Source organism: Micromonospora sp. WMMD730, assembly GCF_049178955.1.
GTDB lineage: Bacteria > Actinomycetota > Actinomycetes > Mycobacteriales > Micromonosporaceae > Micromonospora > Micromonospora wenchangensis.
In genome coordinates, this window is record NZ_JBMHML010000002.1 from 4,441,444 (window position 1) to 4,464,074 (window position 22,631).

16 protein-coding genes and 1 pseudogene are annotated in these 22,631 nt (G+C 67.4%); 9 read left to right on the plus strand and 8 right to left on the minus strand.

Annotated elements, in window-relative coordinates:
- Positions 1–9 precede the first annotated feature (9 nt).
- Both ACN265_RS19040 and ACN265_RS19045 read right to left on the minus strand, forming a co-directional pair.
- Positions 10–693, minus strand: coding sequence for an N-acetyltransferase (locus tag ACN265_RS19040; protein WP_421408789.1), 684 nt, complete (start codon positions 691–693; stop codon positions 10–12).
- A complete protein-coding gene (locus ACN265_RS19045; protein ID WP_421408790.1) occupies positions 690–1,916 on the minus strand; it encodes an FAD-binding oxidoreductase in 1,227 nt (408 codons plus the stop codon). The genes ACN265_RS19040 and ACN265_RS19045 overlap by 4 nt, the downstream gene beginning before the upstream one ends.
- Before the next feature lie 265 nt (positions 1,917–2,181).
- Between ACN265_RS19045 and ACN265_RS19050 the strand changes: the two genes are divergently transcribed.
- The gene (locus tag ACN265_RS19050) at positions 2,182–3,822 is read left to right on the plus strand and encodes a hypothetical protein (RefSeq protein ID WP_421408791.1); all 1,641 of its coding nucleotides are present in this window, start codon (positions 2,182–2,184) and stop codon (positions 3,820–3,822) included.
- On the opposite strand, the gene ACN265_RS19055 is transcribed toward ACN265_RS19050, so the two are convergent.
- On the minus strand, positions 3,805–4,371 hold the full coding sequence (locus tag ACN265_RS19055) for a GNAT family N-acetyltransferase (RefSeq protein WP_421408792.1): 567 nt from the start codon (positions 4,369–4,371) through the stop codon (positions 3,805–3,807). The genes ACN265_RS19050 and ACN265_RS19055 overlap by 18 nt on opposite strands.
- A 134-nt stretch (positions 4,372–4,505) precedes the next feature.
- The gene (locus ACN265_RS19060; protein ID WP_421408793.1) at positions 4,506–7,562 is read right to left on the minus strand and encodes a tetratricopeptide repeat protein; all 3,057 of its coding nucleotides are present in this window, start codon (positions 7,560–7,562) and stop codon (positions 4,506–4,508) included.
- A 365-nt stretch (positions 7,563–7,927) separates the two neighbouring features.
- On the opposite strand from ACN265_RS19060, the gene ACN265_RS19065 reads away from it, so the two are divergent.
- Positions 7,928–8,365: a hypothetical protein gene (locus ACN265_RS19065; RefSeq protein ID WP_421408794.1), complete on the plus strand. Its 438-nt coding sequence runs from the start codon at positions 7,928–7,930 to the stop codon at positions 8,363–8,365.
- A gap of 38 nt (positions 8,366–8,403) precedes the next feature.
- Positions 8,404–12,246 (plus strand): tetratricopeptide repeat protein, encoded by a 3,843-nt coding sequence (locus tag ACN265_RS19070; RefSeq protein ID WP_421408795.1) that lies wholly within the window; start codon positions 8,404–8,406, stop codon positions 12,244–12,246.
- Between the two features lie 515 nt (positions 12,247–12,761).
- On the opposite strand, the gene ACN265_RS19075 is transcribed toward ACN265_RS19070, so the two are convergent.
- A complete protein-coding gene (locus ACN265_RS19075) occupies positions 12,762–13,184 on the minus strand; it encodes an Imm1 family immunity protein (protein ID WP_421408796.1) in 423 nt (140 codons plus the stop codon).
- 170 nt (positions 13,185–13,354) lie between these two features.
- Between ACN265_RS19075 and ACN265_RS19080 the strand changes: the two genes are divergently transcribed.
- Positions 13,355–13,765 (plus strand): Imm1 family immunity protein, encoded by a 411-nt coding sequence (locus tag ACN265_RS19080; protein WP_421408797.1) that lies wholly within the window; start codon positions 13,355–13,357, stop codon positions 13,763–13,765.
- 56 nt (positions 13,766–13,821) lie between these two features.
- On the opposite strand, the gene ACN265_RS19085 is transcribed toward ACN265_RS19080, so the two are convergent.
- Positions 13,822–14,379: a hypothetical protein gene (locus ACN265_RS19085; protein WP_421408798.1), complete on the minus strand. Its 558-nt coding sequence runs from the start codon at positions 14,377–14,379 to the stop codon at positions 13,822–13,824.
- Positions 14,380–14,729: 350 nt separating this feature from the next.
- On the opposite strand from ACN265_RS19085, the gene ACN265_RS19090 reads away from it, so the two are divergent.
- From ACN265_RS19090 to ACN265_RS19100, 3 genes are all read left to right on the plus strand, one after another.
- Entirely contained in the window at positions 14,730–15,272 is a 543-nt protein-coding gene (locus ACN265_RS19090) for an excalibur calcium-binding domain-containing protein (RefSeq protein ID WP_421408799.1), read from the plus strand.
- Positions 15,273–16,534: 1,262 nt separating this feature from the next.
- On the plus strand, positions 16,535–16,963 hold the full coding sequence (locus ACN265_RS19095; protein ID WP_421408800.1) for a hypothetical protein: 429 nt from the start codon (positions 16,535–16,537) through the stop codon (positions 16,961–16,963).
- Between the two features lie 379 nt (positions 16,964–17,342).
- Complete coding sequence (locus tag ACN265_RS19100) at positions 17,343–17,594, plus strand: hypothetical protein (protein ID WP_421408801.1); 252 nt, start codon at positions 17,343–17,345, stop codon at positions 17,592–17,594.
- Positions 17,595–17,721: 127 nt separating this feature from the next.
- On the opposite strand, the gene ACN265_RS19105 is transcribed toward ACN265_RS19100, so the two are convergent.
- On the minus strand, positions 17,722–18,018 hold the full coding sequence (locus ACN265_RS19105; protein ID WP_421408802.1) for a hypothetical protein: 297 nt from the start codon (positions 18,016–18,018) through the stop codon (positions 17,722–17,724).
- 524 nt (positions 18,019–18,542) lie between these two features.
- Between ACN265_RS19105 and ACN265_RS19110 the strand changes: the two are divergent.
- Positions 18,543–18,722: pseudogene (locus ACN265_RS19110) on the plus strand (hypothetical protein); the annotation flags it as partial.
- Here ACN265_RS19110 and ACN265_RS19115 read toward each other — a convergent pair.
- Positions 18,703–20,793 (minus strand): cyclic nucleotide-binding domain-containing protein, encoded by a 2,091-nt coding sequence (locus tag ACN265_RS19115; RefSeq protein ID WP_421408803.1) that lies wholly within the window; start codon positions 20,791–20,793, stop codon positions 18,703–18,705. The pseudogene ACN265_RS19110 and the gene ACN265_RS19115 sit on opposite strands and share 20 nt — an antisense overlap.
- 756 nt (positions 20,794–21,549) lie before the next feature.
- On the opposite strand from ACN265_RS19115, the gene ACN265_RS19120 reads away from it, so the two are divergent.
- Positions 21,550–22,599 carry a hypothetical protein gene (locus ACN265_RS19120; protein WP_421408804.1) on the plus strand — a complete coding sequence of 350 codons (1,050 nt, stop codon included), beginning with the start codon at positions 21,550–21,552 and terminating at the stop codon, positions 22,597–22,599.
- Positions 22,600–22,631: the final 32 nt, after the last annotated feature.

Sequence of the window (22,631 nt, forward strand, 5' to 3'; positions counted from 1 at the left end):
CGAGGACGGTCAGGGAGAACGCGGCGGTGCCGGGAGGAGCCGGCCGCGCAGCGGGGTGACGCCACGGCGCAGCCGGGCCCGTGGGGGAAGCCCCCCACACGACCGGCTGGGCCCGGGTCGCCACATCCGCCACAGGGCGGGACCGTCGGGCTCCAACAGGATCGGTGACCTCGGCTCGTATCCCAGCCCGGCCAGCAGGCTCTCCCGGGGACGACCACCGGGCAGCTCTGTGTACGCGGGGAGCCCTTCGGTGTCGAGGACCCGGTGGTGGGCGGTCAGCAACGTCCGCGCGGTGTCGTCGTGGCCGGGCCGGGCGGCGAGGTGCGCCAGGTGCGCGTGGGGGACGTGCGGGACCACGGCGTCGAGGTAGGCGTGCCACAGGGCGAACCGGGACGCGTACGGGCCGAGGGCCTGGTGCAGGTCGTACATCCACGTCGCCGACGGCACCGGCGCCTCCCGCCGCCGACGCCACACCGCCACCACCGACCGGTCCCCCGTCGTGTCGACCTGGCCGTGCGCCAACCCCCACGACACCAGCAGCCGCGCATACCGGCGCAGCACCAACGGTCGTTCGGCGGCATCCGGCACCAGCCAGCCACCCACCACGCCGACCGACAGCGCCTCCGCGACGAGCACTGACAGCGCATCGAGATCCGCGCCCGAGGCGCGACGCACCACCACCGTCCGCGTCACGACACCACCCCCGACCCACCGTCAGCGCCGCTGCCCTCGGATGCCTCGGCGACCGCGGTGTCGGCGTGACGTTGCCGCGACGCCCACGCATCCACGTCGAACCCGCCCCGGAACGTCACCGCCACATGCAGGTCGTCAGGCTCGACACCGCCGATCGGCAGCCACGTCCGCGCTTCCTGAACGAACTCCGGCGGACCACACACCAACACCGCCTGCCCCGGCTCGTAGTGGTGCAGCACCGACCCCAGCAAACTCCCCCGAGCAACCGGATCGACACCACCGTCCCCCGAGAGCACCACCACCACCGTCAACCACTCACCATGCTCCCGCTGCAACCCGTCCAACACCGCCGCGTCATACAGAACCCCCAACGTGCGAACACCCACCACCAACGTCACCCGCCGCCCGCCCGGCGACATCCCAACCTGCTCCACCAACGCCCGCAACGGCGCAAGCCCCGTACCCGCAGCAACAAGCAGCAGATCGGCATCACCAGCGGCCGCCAACGACAAGCCCACCTCACACGGCGGCCCCAACCACAGCAGCTCCCCCGCCACCACCTGCCTCACCAGCACGGGCGAGACGACACCACCGGGAACAGCACTGACGTGGAACTCCACCGTCCCGTCCGGACGCGGCGCGTTCGCCGGAGACAACCACCGCCACCGCCCCGGCAACCGAGGCGAACACACCGGCAACGCATCCCCCGGCAGGTAGTGCAGCCGCCGCACCGGACGCACCGTCACGACCGCGACGCACCCGGACGCCGACACCACCGACTCCACCACACCGAACGTCACCTGCGGGCCATCGCCCAGCATCTCGGCGGACTGTTCGGCCAGACGCAGCACCCGGAAGCAGCCCTGCTCCCACATCCGGGCCGTCTCCGGCACCCACGACTCCCCCGCGAACCGCCGCACCGTGTCCACCAACGCCGCCGCGATCACCGTCCCGTGATACGGATACAGACCGAACCGCCGGTACAACCGACCCAACACCACCAGCCCAGCCCGATAAGCAGCAGGATCAGCCCCGTGCGCGATCGCCTCTACCAACGTCGAGAAGAGCACCGGCGCAAGCCGCTCCGGCAGGAACCGCACACTCCGATCCACCATGTACGACCAGAAGTACGCCGCCGGCCGATCATGATCAGCGACGATGCAGGCCAACGACTGCTCAGGATCAGACGCGGACATGAACCACTTCCTCCGGTGGATCGTCACGTCCACCCCTCTCGACACCGGCATCGGACAACGCCTCCGGGCATCACTGGTCCACATCCTTCGCAATGCGAAGAAGGCGTAGGAACGCGGTCGCCCGGCAACTGCGTCCACGATCATTGACGCGGCACGGACACCGCCACCTGTGATCATTAGGAGGTTTCTTCCCCGCAATTCCCCGTGTCGCGGGGAAGTTACATAGACGGCCCAAATTGCGTACGGTGGGGCAGCACCATCGATGGGAACGGCTGACGGGGAAGGGCCGCACATGACCGACGGGAATCCCGAGAGCCTGCGGCAGCAACAAACGCGCCTCGCCGCCGAACTACGGTCAGCGGGAAGAACATGGGTCGAGACCGCTGAGGTCTTCCGCGACAGGTTCCGACTCAACCCCCGCGTCGCCTTGCGCGTCGTTCGTGGATGGAGCCAGGCGAAGGCCGCCGAGGAATGGAACAAGCGCTGGCCCAACGAACCCAAGTCGTTCAAGAGCTTCTCGTACTGGGAGATCTGGCCTGGCAAGGGCGGCTACTCACCCTCCCAGGACAACCTGGCCCGCCTCGCCGAACTCTACGAATGCAGCGTCGCCGACCTCCTGGCCGACCTGCCGAGCTTCCGCCACCTCGACTCCGCCACCGGATCGACCCCCGTCACGCCCGAGGGGGTGAAACCCGGCCTCGCAGGTGAAATCATGGTGCCGAGCGAGGCAGAGATCCTGCTTCGCGACCTGCTCGGTCGACGCCCCGGCACCGACGCGGACACCCCGCCACAAGCGGAAACCGCCGGCCTGTACCGCCGACCCGAGGAGGTCAACTTCGCAGAGTTGGCGCAGGTCATCACCATGTGGATGCAACGAGTACCCCACCCCCAGACCCGACGGGACATGCTCGGCAAACTGACCGCCGCACTGGCCGTCGCCGCGACAGCGCCCCTGACCGACTTGGCGGGCTTCACCGAAAGCGCCACCGCCGCACCCACGCTCAGCGATCCCGCACGGTTCGAGCCGGCTACCTTGGCGCACTGCGAAGCCATGATGCCCAACCTGCGTAAACAGGGCGACGTCCTCGGTGCTGCCGCCACCCTGCCCACCGCCCTGGCCTATCGGCGCGTCGCCGAACAACAGGCCAAAGCCGCACCCCACGGCCCACACCGGGACCGCGCCATCGCCACCTACGCCGAACTCACCCAACTCGCCGGCTGGCTCTGCTTCAACATGGGCGACTACCACACCGCGCAACGCCTCTACGACGACGCACGCACCGCCGCCCACGACGCCCGGGCCGTCGAACTCGTCACCTACATCCTCTGCACCATGAGCCACCTCGCCACCTGGCAAGGCAAACCCCGCATCGGCATCGACCACGCCGCTGCCGCCTCCGCCTGGGCCGACCAGACCGGCAGCCCCTACGCCCGCGCCTACGCCGCCGACGTAGCCGTCCGCGCCCTCACCGCCGACAACCAAAACCACCAATCCAAACAAGCCCTCGACCGCGAGTACGCCGCTCTACAGGAAGCACTGACCGGCCAGCGCCCCAGCCAGTCCTGGTGGTACTTCTACGACGAGTCGTTCTACTGGAGCACAAGCACTCAGAACGCGTTGAAGTTCGACGGAGTCGATCGAATCATGGCAGCCTCAGAGAAGGCGTTGAGGCTCAGCGACAACGGCAACATTCACGAGCGGTCGTTCCGCCTTCTCTACCGCGCAGATGCTTTCGCGCGTCAGCAGAACATCGGCCTGGCCTGCCAAACCACCATCGAAGTCGTGGAACTGACGTCGGTGAACTCGACTCGCCGCATCGAGCAGCGTTTACATGAGATGCGCCGAGGGCTCGATCCGTGGAAGCGCACTCGCGCTGTCAAGCAGCTCGACCAGGCAATCGCCGCCTACCGGTCGTCAACGCCCGTCAGGTAACGGGAGCGGACGCACGAACATCGCGTACACCCGGTAGTACGCCCCCGGCCGGCCCGGAATGCTGCCTACCCGCTGCCAACCCCATCCCTCGTACAGAGCATGGGTTGCCGTGGCAACCGGGTTGGCCGTCAAGGTCGCGCGCTCCTCGCGCCGTCCCCTCAGGAACGAATCGTGCAGGCCGCGCCCGACCCCCCGGCCCTGCCATGCCTTGCGCACCTCGATCTCGGCCAGGACCACCGTGCGTTCGCCACCCTGCTCATCGGTGAACCCCTCCTCCGGAGCCGGTTGAAGCCCCGCGAACCAGTCCCGGTCCTGCCGCAGGCTGTACCCGAAAACGAACCCCACCAGTTCGTCCCCCACCCGGGCAACGACCAGCTCGTAGTTCCGCGCACCCAACGCCGCCGTGGCCCGCCCCCGGAACGCGTCAACCTTGACCGTCGCGTCCTCGCCAGGAACCTGCCCGTAGGCATCCGCGTAGACCTCACACAGCTCATCCATCAACCCGGCAGCAGCCTCCGCACCAAGGCGGGCATACGTCACATCGCTCACGCCCACCACCCTACGGACGCCCCCACGCCCCACCCTTCCCCGTGCCACGGGGAACTACGCTGAGCAAGCACCGACGACTCTCGCCGAGCTTCAGCGCCGTGCCAGGCTATTCAGGATCTTTCCTGAGGCAACCGTCACCCTGGGTCCGTGCCGCCACCGGTAGCCTCATCGAGCTGCCGCCGCAGTTCTGCGGCCTCGACGGCCCGGCCCAGTCCGTCGAGGACATCGGCGAGAGTCTGGTAGGCAGCGAAAAGCTGCCCGACGAACGCGGCCGGCAACTGTTCGGTCAGACGCTCGTAGATGGCGACCGCCTCAGTGACCGCTTCCAGGGCCTCGGCGAAGTTGGCCTGTATGTTCACGCACACCCACCCGTACGCCCACAACGACGACGCGAGGTCGGGTAGGAAAGCGGCGGGGTTGGCCCCGGCCAACCGCCGGCGGATCGTGACAGCCTCCTCGACGGGAGGTAGGGCCTCCTCCCGCCGACCCAACTCGGACAGCCGGAGGCCGAGGTTGTTCAACGACGTCGCGAGGTCGGGTAGATAGGCGACGGGGTTCGCCTCGGCCAACCGCCGGTAGATGGCAGCGGCTTCCTCGGCGGAAGGTAGGGCCTCCCACCGACCCAACTCGGACAGCCGGAGGCCGAGGTTGTTCAACGAGCCCGCAAGCTCGGGCAGGTAGGCACCGGGGATCGCCTCGGCCAACCGCCGGCGGATCGCGACAGCCTCCTCAGCGAAAGGTAGGGCCTCCTCCCGCCGACCCAACCCAGACAGCCAAGCGCCGAGATTGTTCAACGAAATCGCGAGGTCGGGTAGATAGGCGACGGGGTTCGCCTCGGCCAACCGCCGGCAGATGACAGCAGCCTCCTCGGCGGAAGATAGGGCCTCCTCCCGCCGACCCAACCCAGACAGCCAAGCGCCGAGATTGTTCAACGACCCCGCAAGGTCGGGTAGATAGGCGACGGGGTTCGCCTCGGCCAACCGCCGGCAGATGACAGCAGCCTCCTCGGCGGAAGATAGGGCCTCCTTCCGCCGACCCAACCCAGACAGCCAAGCGCCGAGATTGTTCAACGACCCCGCAAGGTCGGGCAGGTAGGCGGCAGAGTTCGCCTCGGCCAACCGCCGGCGAATGGCGACAGCCTCCTCGGCGAAAGGTAGGGCCTCCTCCCGCCGGCCCAACCCGTATAGCCAGATGCCGAGGTTGTTCAACGACCCCGCAAGGTAGGGCAGGTAGGTAGCGGGGTTCGCCTCGGCCAACCGCTGGTGGATGGCAGCGGCTTCCTCGGCGGAAGGTAGGGCCTCCTCCCGCCGACCCAACTCGGACAGCCAGAGGCCGAGGTTGTTCAACGACATCGCGAGGTAGGGCAGATAAACGGCAGGGTTCGCCTCGACCAACCGCCGGTAGATGGCAGCGGCTTCCTCGGCGGAAGGTAGGGCCTCCTCCCGCCGACCCAACCCGGACAGCCAGAGGCCGAGGTTGTTCAACGACATCGCGAGGTAGGGCAGATAAACGGCAGGGTTCGCCTCGACCAACCGCCGGTAGATGGCAGCGGCTTCCTCGGCGGGAGGTAGGGCTCGGTCGCGGAGGCCTGCGTTGGCCAATCGCCGCGCATGGATGGCGTGTAGGAGGGCGTGTTCGGCGGGGTCGGTGGTGGCGGCCAGTCGGTGTGGGGTGAGGGCGGTGGTGATGGCGGCGGCGGCGATGTCGAGGTCGACGTGCCGGTCGGCGGGCAGAACGGCGTCGATGGCGTCCAGGACATCGGGATCGACATCGGGGATGGTGGCCAGGCGGGTGATGGTGGTGCCGCCAGCGGCCAGAGCCAGGCGCGGGTGTGTGCGCAGGACGGGGTACAGGATTTCGGTGGCCACGTGGTCCCAGCGGCGGGCGGTCTCAACGAGCACCGTGACGGCGTGCGCCGCCCATGGCGGCGGATCGGTGTCAACGCGCAGCAGGTGCTCAACGGCGGTAACGGCCCAGTCGTCGCTGTCCCACCCATCCTCGTCGTCAGTGTGCCGGTGCCCGGGTGTGGACAGGGCGATCAGGTCTTCACCGAGCCGGTCGGGATGCAACGCCTGGAATACCGTGTGGTGGTCCTCGGGTGGGTAGCAGAACCGGTGGTCGTCGATGATCGTCGTGGCGGCGGGTGCGGTGAGCCCGACCCGGTGCAGCAGGTCGGTGGCGGTGGCGCGGGACACGGCGGCGGTCAGCGTGGCCAGATACACCGTACGACCCATCACCTCGGGCGGGGTCTGACGCGGCTCGACCGGGCGGTGGTGCAGCGCGTACCAGTGGTCACGCTCGCGTTCCAGCAGATACGACGACAGCGCGTGCGGGTCGGTCGGCGCTGTCGTGTTGCGGCGGTGGGCGTCGACAGCGACCAGGGCCGCCATGTGTACGGACAGCACCTGCCGGAACGTCTCGTCGGCCAGATTCGGCGGCGGGAGCCGGTCGGCGTCGGCGACGTCCATTGCGATGGCGAACCGGTCACGGGCCTGCCGGAACAACACCCGCCCGTCGACCTGTCCCCCCAACGGTGGTAGCAGCTGGCTGGTGGCCTCGACCTGGTGGTCGCTGCGCAGCCGGTTGCGCAGCGCCGGCCACCATGCCGTTGTGGAACGGGCCAGCAGCAACACCCGCACGGTGACGCTGGTCTGCACGTTCATGCTCTTCAGGTGGGTCAGCAGGCTCTGTAGATGGGATACCGGCCACCGGTCGGCGTAGTCGACGACGACCAGCAGCGCACCACCGGCAGGCAGGTCCATCCGGTAGCCGCCGGTGAAGACCGGCTCGTGCAGCACCCGCCACACCGTCCACCCGGACTTCGCCCACACGTCGGCGACATGTCCCGCCAGCCGGGTTTTTCCCTGCCCTCCGGCGGCGTGGAGCAGCCGCACCAGCACCCCACCCGGCCGGCCCATCCACTGCGCCACCTCGGCAAGGTCGTCGTCACGCCCGACGAACGGCACCACCCGGTGCTGGGCCAACAACAGCCGACTTGGACGCTGCCGCGCCTGCTCCGTGGTCACCGTCTCCACCACCGCCGGGAACTCCTCCACCCGGTACGGCGGCCGCCCGGTGGTGATCGTGACGTCGCCACGCACCCCTGACACCATGATCACGTCACCGAACGCGACCACGCCGTCGAGCCGCTGACCACCCGCCGACCCCGACCCGCCCACCGGCTCAGGCACCAACCTCGGCGACGACCACACGGGCGCAGTCACGAACTGATGTGCACGTCACTCCGACCCCGCCGAGCACCCTCACCCCGTTCCAACCCGTCACCCGCCCATCATCGACCGCCACACCCGTCACGGCACCCTCGCGCCGGGTCGCCTACCCGACACCTGCCAGGAACCGGCAGTCATCAATCGACGATGCCACCGAGATCGGAGAAGACGGCTCCGATAGGGCCTGACCTCGCCGTACAGACCGACGCGGATCCAGAAGAGCGTGAAGATCAAATGATCATGGCACCCCATGCACGCCGATCATAAGCGCAGCAACGGCCGGGGGCGGGAATGCCGCCATTGCCGCATCGGTCCATGATGGCGTGATGACGCTTGGTAGTCGGCTTCGCGGGCGGGCGGTGGCATTCGCCGTCGGGGTTCTGGTCGTGGGGCTGGGTGGGTTCCTGGCGGTCCAGGGTCTCGACAAGGCCGACAAATGGGCCAGTGTATTCGGGGTGTTCGTCGGCCTGTCAGGGGTGGCGCTGTCGGTGGCTGTGGGGGTCCGTGCTCGCCGGGAGGCCGGCGGACAGTCGGTGACCGGTTCGACGATCGGCGGCGGGGTGACCCAGGTACGTGGGGTGGGCGGCAGTGTGCGCATCGGCCCGGCCTCCGCGCCGCCCGTGGTGTCCACGCCGCCCGGGTCCTCGCCGCCGCAGGTGTCGTCTCCTTCGCAGGGTGACGGGCAGGCGGTGACGGGGTCGTCGACGGCGGGTCCGGTACGGCAGATCGACGGGGTCGGCGGCGACGTCGAGCTTGACCGGTGACCCGCTGGTGGGGGCCGTCACCGGCCGCCGGACAGACGGTGACCGGCAGCGTGGTCTTCGGCGACACCGTGCAGATCGCCGGTGTCGACGGAGACGTGACCGTCAGTCTGGACCGGCCGCCGTACCAGGTCGCGACCGCTGACGACGCCCCGGTGCCGTTGAGCGCGACGCGGGCGCGGGCGCAGCCGAGCAGGCTGCTGCTGGCCCGGCACCAGATCGTGCCGTTCACCGGCCGTGAGCGCACCCTGGACAGGCTTGCCGAATGGGTCGGTGGGGATGAGCCGGTGGCGGCGCTGCTGGTGCACGGTGCGGGTGGACAGGGCAAAACCCGCCTCGCGGCGCACGTCAGTACCTCATGCGCAGCGGCAGGGTGGGCGGTGTGGCAGGTGACCCACACTCCCATCCCGATCGCCGGGTCCTCGCCGGTGTCGCGGGCCGCGTTGCCCGGTGGTGCGGTGTTGGCGGTCGTGGACTACGCCGACCGGTGGCCGGCGTCTGCGTTGCTGGCTCTACTCACCCAGTTGCGGGATCTGCACGTACGAGCAGGGGCCCGGGTGCGGGTGTTGATGCTGGCCCGCTCCGACGGCTACTGGTGGCCGGCGCTGGCCGACCGGGCCGACAGCACCCTTCGCATCGAGGTAGACCAGCTGGCGTTGCCCGCCCTGTCTGCTGACAGCATCGATGACCGGCCGGGTCTGTTCGCCACTGCTGCCGGCCGGTTCGCGGCTGTCCTGGGCGTCGCGGCCCCGGTCGAGGGTTGGCCGGTGCCGGATCTGACCGGAGGCGGGTTCGGGCAGGTTCTGGCCGTACACATGGCGGCCCTGGCCGAGGTGGACGCAGCCCGGCGCGGTGATGTGCTGCCCGGAGGCCCGGATGCGGTGTCGTCGTATCTACTGGGCCGGGAGCAGGCGTACTGGCAGCAGCTACACACCCGGACCGAGGCACCGGTGCAAACCCCGCCCGAGGTGATGCACCGGGTTGTCGTCGCGGCGACCCTGACCGGAGCCCGACCCCGCAGCGAGGCCCGCCACGCCCTGACCGACGCCGGCTTCGCCGACACCGGCCCGGCCGCCGACCGACTCATCGACGACCACACCACCTGCTACCCGCCGTCGGACACCCGGACAGTGTTCGAGCCGCTGCATCCCGATCGGCTCGGCGAAGACCTCCTCGCCCTGTCGACCCCCGGCCACGACAGCAGCAGCCGGCTGGAGCGTGACTGGACCCCCGAGGCGATCACCGCCCTACTCACCACCAGCGAGGCACCACCGGCCTGGACCAGTTCCGCGATCACCGGGCTGGTCGAGGCCGCACACCGCTGGCCACACCTGGCCACCACCGTGCTCTACCCGCTCATCCGGGCACATCCGCGACTGGCGATCACCGCAGGTGGAGCAACGTTGACCCGCCTGGCCAGCATCCCCGGCATCGAACTCACGATCCTGGAAACCCTCGAACCCCTGCTGCCCCCCGACCGGCACATCGACCTCGACATCGCCGCCGCCGCCATCACCGACACACTCACCCACCACCGCCTCACCCACACCACCGACCCCGCCCATCGAGCCCACCTGCACGCCAACCACGCTTGGCGCCTCGCCAATGCCGGCCAACGACAACGAGCCCTGGCCCCGGCAGAGAACGCTGTCCGCATTCGGCGCCGCTTGGCCGAGGTCAACCCCAACGCTCACCTACCCAACCTCGCCAAGTCTCTGAACGCCCTCGGCACCCTTTTGGCGATGCTAGGTCGACGGGAGCAGGCCTTGGGCTCGGTGGAGGAAGCGATCGGCATCTACCGCCGCTTGGTTGGGGCTAACCTCGACACTTACCTGCCCGATCTCGCCGGATCGTTGAATAACCTCGGCACCCTACTAGCGGCGCTGGGCCAGCAAGAACAAGCCCTGGCCCCGGTGGACGAAGCCACCAGCATCTACCGCCGCCTAACCGAGGCCAACCCCGACACCCACCTACCCAACCTCGGCATGTCGTTGAGCAACCTCGGCATCCGTCTGTCGCAGCTGGGCCAGCGAGAACAAGCCCTGCCCCCAGCGGAGGAAGCCACCAGCATCTACCGCCGCCTCGCCGAGGCCAACCCCGACACCCACCTACCCGATCTTGGAATGTCGTTGAACAACCTCGGCAGCTGCCTGTCGCAGCTGGGCCAGCGAGAACAAGCCCTGGCCCCAGCGGAGGAAGGCACCGGCATCTACCGCCGCCTCGCCGAGGCCAACCCCGACGCCTACCTACCCGATCTTGGCGTGTTGTTGTACAACCTCGGCAAGTGCCTGTCGGCGCTGGGCCAGCGAGAACAAGCCCTGGCCCCGGTGGACGAAGCCACCAGCATCTACCGCCGCCTCGCCGAGGCCAACCCCGACGCCTACCTACCCGGCCTCGCAATGTCGTTGAACAACCTCGGTAAGTGCCTGGCGGAGCTTGGGCGGCGAGAGCAGGCCCTGGCCCCAGCGGAGGAAGGCACCGGCATCTACCGCCGCCTCGCCGAGGCCAACCCCGACGCCTACCTACCCGGCCTCGCCATATCGTTGAGCAACCTCGGTGCCTTTCTGTCAGGGCTGGGCCGGCGGGAGCAGGCCTTAGCCCCAGCGGAGGAAGCTGTCCGCATCCGGCGCCGCCTAGCTAAAGCCAACCCCGACACCCACCTACCCGACCTCGCCATGTCGTTGAACAACCTCGGCATCCTGCTGGCGGCACTAGGCCAACCCGAACAGGCTCTGGCCACAGCGGAGGAAGCTGTCCGTATCCGGCGCCGCCTAGCTGAAACCAACCCCGACACCCACCTACCCGACCTCGCCATGTCGTTGAACAACCTCCGCAGCTGCCTGTCGCAGCTGGGCCAGCGAGAACAGGCCCTGGCCCCAGCCGAGGAAGCCAGCGGCATCTACCGCTGCCTAGCCGAAGCCAACCCCGACGCCTACCTGCCCGATCTCGCCGGATCGTTCAACAACCTCGGCACCCTACTGGCGGCACTAGGCCAACGCGAACAGGCCCTAGCCGCAGCAAAGGAAAGCACCGGCGTCTTCCGCCGCCTAGCCGAAGCCAACCCCGACACCCACCTACCCAACCTCGCCGGATCGTTCAACAACCTCGGCACCCTACTGGCGGCACTAGGCCAACGCGAACAGGCCCTAGCCGCAGCAAAGGAAAGCACCGGCGTCTTCCGCCGCCTAGCCGAAGCCAACCCCGACACCCACCTACCCGACCTCGCCATGTCGTTGAACAACCTCGGCAGCTGCCTGTCGCAGCTGGGCCAGCGAGAAGAGGCCCTGGCCCCAGCCGAGGAAGCCAGCGGCATCTTCCGCCGCCTAGCCGAAGCCAACCCCGACACCCACCTACCCAACCTCGCCGGATCGCTGAACAACCTCGGCACCCTACTGGCGGCACTGGGCCAGTGGGGTGAGGGTTTGGGCCCTACCGAGGAAGCCAGCGGCATCTTCCGCCGCTTAGCCGAGGCCAACCCCAACGCCCACCTGCCCAACCTCGCCATGTCATTGAACAACCTCGGCAGCTGCCTGTCGCAGCTGGGCCAGCGGGAGCAGGCCCTAGCCCTGGTAGAGGAAGCTGTCCATATCCGGCGCCGCCTGACCCTGGCCAACCCCGATGCTCACCTACCCGACCTCGCCATGTCGTTATGGGCGTACTCCTGGGTCTGCGTGAACGCGCAGACGAACCTGCCGCAGGCCCTGGACTCCGTCACTGAGGCCATCGATCTCTACCAGTCCCTAGCCCGGCAACTGCCACAGGTGTTCGAAGGACAACTGTTCTCGGCGTACCAGACGTTAACCGATGTCCTTGACGGACTCGGCCGAAGCGATGAGGCAGCAGACCTGCGCAGGCAGCTCGACGAGGTAACCAGTGGGCCGTAGACCGAGAAGCATGATGACGCGCGATCTCACCGCGGACGGTCGAGCCGGCGCACCTTTCCGCGTTGTGTCGCGGCTACTGCTGCTGTCTCTGGCGGCTTTGGGGTGCCGGGATGCCGTCGAACACACCCGTTCGCCGTCATCGAATGGGATATCGCCTCCGTGTCGCACATCGAGCAGATCACCGGAGAACTTCGCGCCCTGGTGGCCGGCGTCGAACGGCCGCAGGGGTCAACGGCCGCCGCCGACCGGCGGGCGCAAGGTGGCGCTGCATGCCACGAGCGCCGGCCTCCTCGGAGTCACGGCGGGCCTGGCCCGGGTGCGTAGCGCGCTCACGGATGTCCAGGGCGGTCTGGGAGGCTGGTCCCTTGACGCGCTGGCCGACCAGGGTGCGTAGGAACCACTACGGCGTGGCCGACCTCATCGACAATAGGCCAACAGCAGAGTCCTCCCAGCTCGAACGTCACCAGAGAGGGAACAGGACGGCAGGCGAGCAGGCTACTGTTACGCGCGGGCGATCAGTCTGCGGCAGTCAGGCGGGGTGGTTCGCCGCCGGTTCTGAGGAAGGCGACCGCCAGTTGGATGGCCGTCTCCGGCCGGAGTTGCAGGTGCTCGGCCGGGCATTCCGTGGATACTCCGCCGAAGTCGAATCGGAGCCCTGCGGCCGGGGTTTCTGCGGTGGGGTCGGTGGGGTCGGTGAGGTAGCCGCCGTCGTCGGCGATGTGTACCGCGAATGCGTGGGTGGGGTGGCCGAGGCCGATCTGGATGCCAGGTGGTAGGTCGTCGGGGTCGTCGGCGGTGTCGCCGAAGATGGTCAGTACGACGGGTTCGCCGGCCTGCTGGATCTCGTGCAGGAGCGCCTCCAGTGCGTCCGGGCCGGTCAGTTCGACCTCGTGGTTGTCGCGCTGGTCGCCCCGGTCGTAGGTCCAGGTCACCTTCATGCGATCGCCTTTCCGTACTCGGGATTTCGACCGGGACTGGCCGCTGACCTGCAACAAACTCCTCCCCCGGTCCTGCCCGCCGGTGCCCGCCTGACCGTGTGGGCGACACAGGACGGCGGACGAACCTGGTGGACCACGACCTACACAGGCACGGGCGAGAGGATCAGGTCATGACATACCGCGTGGTGTTCGACATCTGCGAGCAGGAGCTACCTGACGCGGAGGCCGCCCGGGTGTTCCTCGACAAACAGACGCTGATGATCGGACCACACGGCACCCGGGCGCACGCGTTCTGGTTCGCACCGAGCGGAGCTGACGACGTCCTACGCCTCGACATCGACTACGACAACGGAAGAGCCGCGCTGCGCTGGCTGCCCGACGGCGGTTACGCGGTGGAACAGCCGCTGGCCGAACCGATCGTGGTTCTGGAGTCGTCTGACTCCCCTCTGGCCACCATCCCCGCCGAGTTGGCCGTGCTGTCGGTGGAAACCGCCCACCGGGCCGTCATTGAGTACATCGCCACCGGTCAACGCCCATCGCTCGTCCGATGGGCAGACCACACGGCATCGCATAAGAAGTAGGGCTGCTCAGGTTTGGAGATGGTCGTGAAGCGGCAGCTGCCCATTTCCGCACACCGTCACTTCACGCTCAAATCGACAATGACTCCCTGGTCGGCGCATGCCGACTGCAACCCCGACAGGTGCGTCCCCAGCGGACCCATGAATGCCAGTCCCGCCATCCCGCTGTCGTCGCCCAGCCCCTGCATCTGCCACGCCACGTCCACGATCGCCGTTCCGTGCTCGCGCAGCTTCTCGTACCGTGAATCCTCGAAGATCGCCCGTGCCTTCCGGTACTCGGCCTCGGTCATCTTCTTGTCGACGGTGGTGTCACCGCCGGTGGTCTTGGGGCTGCCGTCCATCTTCTTCCCGGCGGCCATCACCTTGCACGCGGCCACCCCCGAGTCCTCGCGGATGAACTGGTCGTACACGGCGTAACCGCCGAAGCCGAGGACGACGAACACGGCCAGGGCTACGGTCCCGGCAAGGAGGATCGGATTCCCCGTCTTCCCAGCCGACGTGGGGGCCCAGGCGGTGGTGGTCCCGGCGTCCGGGTAGTCGTGCTGCCCGTGGGGGTTGGCCCACTGCTGCTGCGGGCTGGTGTCCTGCGGGCTGCCGGGGTACTGCGGCATGGTCACGATGACTCCTTGGTCGGATACACGGTTGATGCTGGCCGCTCGGGTCGCTCCGATGGGGGTGACGTCGGCTTGGTGACAGCGAGTGTGGTCGGCTGAGGGATCCGTCTCCGCTGCTCGGGCCGGGCATTCACCGACCCGCACCCGAAGGCCGAACCGAAAAGCTACGCCATTGCGCCGATTTCCTGTGGGGCGGTACCGCATGCGCAGAGATCGCCGTGCTTTCGGGTAGGGGCACACAGGTGGTGCGGCAAATCCTGCGGGGTGCCGCCGAAAGCGCAGTCGTCTTCTCGACAGACGCCCGCCTAAAAGGACCATCCCGCTGCCTGGCTCACCGCCAGCACACTCGGCCGGTGACGAAAGCACTCACCACCAAACAAACCATCGGCATCACCCTCGCCGGACTATTCGGGCTGTGCTGCTGCGGCAGCGGCCTTGCCGGCGCATTCGGCGACAGCAATGAGACGAAGCCGGCATCGGCACCAACGGTGTCCACAACGATGGAGGCACGGAAGCTCGGCGGGGCACTCGCCACCGTCACCCCCACGCCCGACGACACGCCGACCCCCACTCCGAGTCCCAGCCCGAAGAGGACCAGCAAGCCGAAACCTGCCCTGTACTACAAGAACTGCGACGCAGTCAGGGCAGCCGGTGACGCCCCGTTGTTCGAGGGTGAGCCCGGCTACCGGCCCGGGTTGGACCGCGACGGCGACGGGGAAGCCTGCGAGCCGAGCGGCGGCAACGGCGACCTGGGCGGCTACGACGACACCAACGGCGATGTGTACTACGCCAACTGCAGCGCGGTACGCGCGGCGGGCGCGGCCCCGATCCGGCGCGGTGATCCCGGGTACTCACGGAAACTGGACCGGGACGGCGATGGGATCGCCTGCGAGTAGCGCCGTCGTCGTGCCGGCTGGGAGGGAACCACCGTCACCTGACCCCGACCGACCGGCGACCGCGTCGGGTGATGGGGGCGTGGGCTTGTGTGCGGCGGATGGCATCCCAGGCAAGGGCGCGGGCCCGCTGCGTCGGTGTCATTCGCAGGTTGCTTCTCGGGCAGCCCGGTGGGCGGCGACGGCGGCCTGCCGGCGGGCGCTGGCTTCCGCGATGGCCTGGGCAACCCGGTCGGGTCGGCGCAGCGGATTGCGGGGCAGCCGAGGCACGGCTGCCGGGTGGACACCGCGGACACCGTCCGGCACCGGTCGGGTGGGATCGCCCCCGATCACCCGCAGGGGGGTCGGCCCGCTCGGGGTGTCGAGGGTGGAATCCGGGTCGGTGTCGCGTGGGCGCGCAACAGCAAGGTCCGTACGGACGACGGTGACTTCTTCCTGGGTTGTCTCGCTCCTCGTGGTTCCTCCTGGTTCCTCTGTCCCCCGTTTTCCGGGGGACGTGGGGACGGTTTCCGGGGGACGTGAGGACGCATTTCGGGGGACGTCGCGCCCGGTTTCCGGGGGACGTGGCCGATCGGGCTCCCCGGTGTCGTCCCCCGTTTCCCGGGGGACGTGAGGGGGGTCGAGGTGCAGGCGGTACCGGGCGGTGTGGGTGCCGTCGCGCCGCAGGGACGCCTTCCGGTCGGTGCTGATCGCTCCTGCGGCGGCCAGGGGACCGATGGCCCGTTCGACGGCCTTGATGTCGGCCCGGGTGAGGGGTCCACTCCTGCCCCGGCCGAGGGCGAACTCGGCGAGGGCGTGGTGGCCCCGACCGAACCAGGGGCGGGCGTCGTCGTCTCTGGATACAGCGGCCATGTAGGCGAGTAGTTGCATCGAGGTGGCAGGTACCTTGCCGGCGTACAGGGCGTACGCGGTGAGGACGTTGCTGGCACCCACAGAAGCGGCTCCTGATCTGTCGTGCGGACAAGACGGTGCCGAGCCGGACGGCGGGAAAGCGCCGCCCGACTCGGTGGTCAGGGGTCATGCGCCGTTGCTGGCGCGCGGTTCATGCCTCCCGTATGAGTGCCAATGCCATGTTCGGGATGCACATTGCACATTGCCTATCGCGTGCGTCTTGGCTTACTGGTTTGGCCCGGGCCGCCCGGAGGGGATGACCATCCAGCCCGGATCGGATGCGGGCTGGCATCGTCGCCGGCGCGTGCAGCCGGGCAGTCGGACCATCTGTCCGACAGAGACGGCGCGTCGCAGTGGACGAAGTGCTCAGTCACGTGTTAGTCCGGCCGCGGGCGGGGTTCGACGCGGCGGGGACGTACGCGGTGTTCCACTACGACGACGAGACCGCCGGCGAGGCGCTCAAGGAGTGTGATCCCGGAGAACTCGTAGCCGTCGTCAGGGGGAGGTCAGGCGCCCATGGCAGTGACTGGCTCTACCCGGGCCGTTGGGTGCCCGACCTGGCCGGGTCGGTGTTCGTCGCCACGCAGGTGCGGCCCGCCGCGCTCCAGCCGCTGATCACCGCAACGACCGACGACGACCAGGCTATAATGTGGGGCAGTGGCATCGGCAGGGCGCTGCGGGCCGGCTCGCTGCACCTCGACCAGGTCACCCCGACGGCTACCGGCAGTAGCCCCATCTGCTCCTGCGGCCACGGACGGACGGCTCACTGCTGGACGCGATGCGGGCGGCGACGTGGACGATGAGCGCTCCCGACGGCCTATCCGACATCGGTGCCAGCCTCGTGCGGCACGGGTACGTCACGTCCGAGGTGAGCGTGGTCGACCCCCCGCTGGGAACCGACCCTGGACCAGGTCGGCGACGACGCGTTACGACGACACCTGCGCGGGCTGTGCCTCGACGCCCGCTGGGCGCGGATGGCCGGCGCGCACTTCCTCGGCCCCGGTGAATGCCCGGGCGACCTGCAGCCGATCGCCGACCTGCCGGGCACCACGGTGATCGCCGGCTGGGAGTTCAGTGAGGGCCAGGGCGCCATGGTTGTTGTGCTCCTGGATGGGCCTTGCGGCGGGTCACCCGGATGATGCCGGTAGGTGTCGGGTCGACCCGGTGACGGTGAGGAACCTGATGACGGAGGGCCTGGCGGAGAACCAGGGCAGGCTGGAGAACTCGACGCTGCCGGGGGCGATTCTCTGGCTGTACGGCACCGACGACATCACCAGCCCGGCCACGGTCACCTACGACACCGTCAACAAGATGCTGATCAACGGCAACGACATCAACCTCGCCGTCCTCGAAGGTGCCGGCCACTACGACGTGTCCGCTGCCGGCCAACCCCTGATCGAGGCCCGGCTGAGGCAACTGTTCGACATCACGTAGCGCCGCCTCGCCGTTGAGGCGGACGCCGGTGGGTTGAGGTGAGCCGCCCGGCCGCGCGGGCCGTAGGGCGCGCATCGGTGAGCGGGCCAGTGCCACGGCCGGCCCAGGAGCAGCGCGACCTGCACGTTCAGGCGGCGCGCCACCGGTTGCGGCTGTCCATCGCTGACGGCCCGCACCGCATCAGCTTCCCGGTGGAGGTCCTACCCAACGCGCCCCGCGGTGTGCAGAACGCTCCGGGGTAGGCGCACTTCTGCACCGAGGGGGTCGTCGTCTTGACCGGGGTCGGCTTCGGCTTCGGGACGGTGGTGCGGGGAGGGCTGGTGGTCTTCCGGACGGTCGGGGTGGGGGTCGACTTCGGCGCGGCGCTGGGGGTGGCCGTTGTCGGGGCGGGTGTGTCGGCGGTGGGGCTGACACTGGTGAGCACCCCGCCCGCCTTCTGCGCCTGCACGGGGGTGGTCGCGGTCGCAGCGGAAGAGGTCGCGGCGGGAGCCGAGCGGGATTTCGCGTCGTCGCTGAACGCGCCGGCGATCCCGCTGCCGCAGCAGCACAGGCCGAGAAGCCCGGCGAGGGCGACGCCGATGCTCTGCTTGGTGGTGACTTCGTCACCTGGCCGAGTCTGCTGGCAGCGGTGAGGCCGGTGGATGAGCCGTTCAGGCGGGTGTCTGTCCGGAAGGCGGCTGGGGCTCAATCGCACCTCTCTGCCTCCGTGATGCGAACCCACCCGAATTGCGCGCCTCGCGCAGCTCGGCCGCCGTCGGCTGGGTCTGGGCGTTCGTCGCCGCCACCAACTCACCCCACACACGCGAGCACTACAAACGACGCTGAGAAGTCCATGCCGACCGCCACGCCGCCGCCCTATGCCACCTCTTCAACCGGCTCATCGGCTGCCTACACCAATGCCTCACCACACGTCAGCTCTACGACTAGACCAAGGCATTCCCTACCCGAAACCTTGCCCACGCTTGCCCCTTACAGCGATCGGAGGTCTGGAAGATCCTGACCAAGCTGCGCTGCTATCCACGCCGCGCCACCGCGATCATGCAGGCCATCCTCGTCCTGCACCACGCCGAAACAATCACGACGCAGGATGAAAAGAGGCATCTCAGTATCAGTCTGTGGGTGCGCTAAGAAATGCGCGCGGTGCGCCAGTTTTTTCGGTCAGGCTGTAGGGAGGCTCACGCAGGCCGTCGCGCAGGTCTTTCAGCTCATCGATCAGGCGCTTCATCGCGATCGCCTCGCCTCGGTCCGCTTTGATCGGCGCATAACCATGCACGATGTTCTTATGGTCGCCACCTGGAAGAATGACCGGGAATACGCATCTATGATCGAAAAAGTGCTGGTGCGCATTTATTTCCCGAATGACCCAGTTGTCAGCGTCCGACTTCACCATGACGTGGGGCGACACGAGCGCCACGAGTGCTCGAGACTGACGAATTGCAGCCGCAATCCTGCCCGGGAATTCCTCGCCGGTTCTAGGAACGTCCCGGAATACGCGCAAGCCCGCGTCTTTCATTGCTCTCTGCCACCGGTCGGCAGCATCCGCATCACCCTGATTGTAAGATATGAATGCGTCGTATTCAAAACAGCTAGCCGCAGCCAGCCGAAGATCCTGGTAAAAGGCATCGCGCTGTGGCGCATCCAAACCAATGAGTCCGCTCTCACGCAAGTGGAGAACGGTCACCGGTTCTTCCTCGATATGGAATTCTCGTTTCGGCAAGATCACAGTTCCGGGCAGATTGACCCACAGTAGCGGATACCCCTCGCTTTCTGGCAGTGGCCGCCGATCAACCCCAGAGGTTTCTGATCTCATGGCTTCTCGCAGTTGTCCGCCGACGAGCAGATACGCACCATGACCTGCCGTTGGATCGTCCTCCACACCCCGCCCTGGCACGTCGTCCTTTCTACGAGCTTCCTGCACCAAGTCGTACGTGAAATGCGTCGATCGCGTTCGCTCGATCTGAATTAAGTCACAGTGCTGCACGATCTTTGCGCGGATGAGCTTCCAGGAACGTTCGCCGCGAGCGCTGGGGGCGGAGTTAGTGCCCCCTCCGAGGAATTGAACTCGAGGCCCGACGTGCTCGAGCGCTCGCGCTCGCATAAACGCGCGCACATTTGTCCATACATCTGCGGGCAGTCGAGCTTTTAGCTCCTTGATGTCAAACGTGAGCAAAGTCGTATCGGTCAACGCTACCAAATCGGCCGTCCTGCGCCGCGACATGGCGAAGGCCAGTTCGCCAACAATCTCACCTTCCCCATGAATGAAATCCGGTGCCGAGCTCACACCTTCACCCTCCCTGCCGGGAAGGTACACCCCCACCTGGCCGCGCAGAATAACGAACATCGTCTCGCCGCCATCACCAGTACGGCAGATATATTCGTTGTAGCCCCGCTCGACGAGTTGACCGGCCAAAATCACGTCTCGAAAACTCGGCTGCGTTAGGTGTTCGAAGAATGGGTTCGAATCTCCCCGAACCTCTTCACGGAGATATCCTAAATGGCGGCGCTCTAGGTCACGAATCGCCGCCTCTGCTTCTTCGTCACTGCTGTCAATCTGTAGGATGCGCTTGGCGCGGTAGACGGTCTCCCATCCCAACCCCGCTGTCCTTGCAAATTCCAATCTTCGGCGGTCCTCCTCCGTCGGATCATCCCAGGCCGAACGATCCTCGCCAACGGACATAAGTTCGAGGTCCTGTTCCTTGCCACTCTTGTCGCGGAGCCTCCGCTCGCAATCAAAGACAACACGAATGGCAATATCTGCGCCTTCGATCGCTCGGCGAAACGCGCGGGATACCAACACGCCGGCAGCGGGCCCTCGACTCAGGAGCCATCCCGCTGTGTTGATGCCGGCGCCTACCGGCTGCCGGCGACCGTCTGCGCCGTCTAGAAACCGCACAAGGCCAGCATGCGCAGTTACGCGTAAAGGAACTCGCTCGCTTATCGACCACCTACGCAGGGCCGTTACGAGATCGAGCGCAGCCTGCTGCCAATCGGCTCCACAAAAGATGACGTGGCCACCGTCTCCACCGGATGCCCAGACGACCTCACCAGCGCCTACGGTCTGCATCGCTGCGGCCACGATGTCGTTGATGGCGGCGATGCGGCTCTCCTGAACCTGAATATCGACCGTTGTAGAGTGTCCGACAATATCGCACGAGACGATAGGGACTGCGGAGCCGTCCGGTGTCGTCCGCTCGGCCACGTCGCCTCCAAGGTTTCAGCAGCACAGTGAGGTACGACCAACCTGTCCGATCAGTCGCCCAGAGTCAACCGATCCCGAGACCAATCGGTTCCAAGCGAGGGCTGTCCATGAGGCGTCTTGCTCGGTCACGTGGCGAGGCCCGGATCCATCGAGTACCGGGCAACCCTCAAGCGGCTCGTAGGCTCTAGCTGGCTCTTGTCCCAAGGGGCACGCGACCGACGATCGGGTTATGTGGTCCTAAGCCGACACGTCGGCACGCAGAGGTGCGCTACTCCTTCTTACTCGTGTCGGCAATCTGTCACTATCCTGATGCTCCCTCTGCCGTCTGGTTGAGTAGCGCGGTGGATCATCTCCGATGAACGCGACGGCAGGGAAGCGCTCGCGACTGTCATGCTGGGGCCAGCCTGGACGGTCAAGCCGGACGCTCCTGAGGACACCGGCCGTCATCCCTTGGCCGTCGAAGCAGCTAACGGGGCGCATGACACGACGTTGGTCTCTGGCGTCAGTACCACCACCCCTCATGCTCGCTCATCTTGTGATGCACGCGCGCCCTGCGATCAGGACGCAGCGACGTGGCTGGGCGGATCGAGAACTACCTGGAGGCTCTTCACACCCTGACTACTGGCATCGGCGTTTACACGCGCGGCACGCCTTTGCGCCCACCGTATCGACGCTGGCCTAAATCGAGACCCGACGATTGTTATCAGACTGCAACGACTTCCTGATGTGCCATGTAGCCCAACTGAGGAGACATCGATGCGCCCGTCCGTAGTGGTCGTTGGCAGCGCTCATCCGGATCGCGAGTACGCGCCGGAGATGCGGGAAATCAGCCTCGTGTCGGGGGCGTGCGAGGAGATTGGTGGGGAACTAGCACGGGCCGGATGCGACCTCATCGTGTTCTCCAGCAGTGACGACTACATCGAGAAGGACGTGGTCCGTGGCTACCTTGCCGCGCTGCAGGTGCAGGACGGCGCAACCGTCACGGTAAAGGCACCGTTCAGTCAAGTTACCTCCTTCGAGGTTTCCCCGCATCTCGAAAACGTTCTTCGCGTCGAGCCAGACTCGATCGAAGAGTGGGAAGTGTCTTACTACCGCGCTGTTTTCGAGGCTGACGGCGTGATCGTAGTCGGCGGGGGGCGGGCGACCCGGATCGCTGGGGTTATGGCGATCACACGGCGTACCCCAGTCATCGCGCTTGCTCGCTTCGGTGGTGCCGCGCTGAGTGTGTGGCGACATCTCGACCGGCACCACAACGACGCGACGCCCGGGGCGATCAGCCGGATGGCGGCACCTTGGGGCGACGATACGGCCGAGTATCTCGTGGGTAGCCTGTTGGACCAACACGCCCGGGTGCGGGAGGCGGAGCGGGCGGCATGGCGCGATCAGTCTCGCGTCCGGCGGGCGCGTACCATGAACGGATCAGTGGCAGCGGTCGCAATCGCCGTGGCGGTACTTACCGTCGTCCTGACCTACGGCACCGGGACGACCCTAACCGCAGTGGGATACCTGATCGCCGGATCAGTGCTGATGGCCGCTGCCGGCGCTCTAATCAGCGACACCTCTGCGGAGGAGCCCAACCTGCCCTGGGCGCTAGCCCGTGGCCTAGGCGCCGGAACCCTTGCCAGCATGCTGTACGTAGGCTCTCAGACGCTCACCAATCCTGATCCGCTGGACGTGGAGGCCATCCGGCGGCTGGCCTGGCTTCTCGTCCCGCTGGGACTCGCGTCGGGGTACACACTGGACATTGTGTTTTCCCGACTACGGAGCGTCAACGCGCTGGCCGAAAAACCGTTCGCTCAACCGTAGTTTTGTCCAGAGTTTCTCGACCACCTGACGAT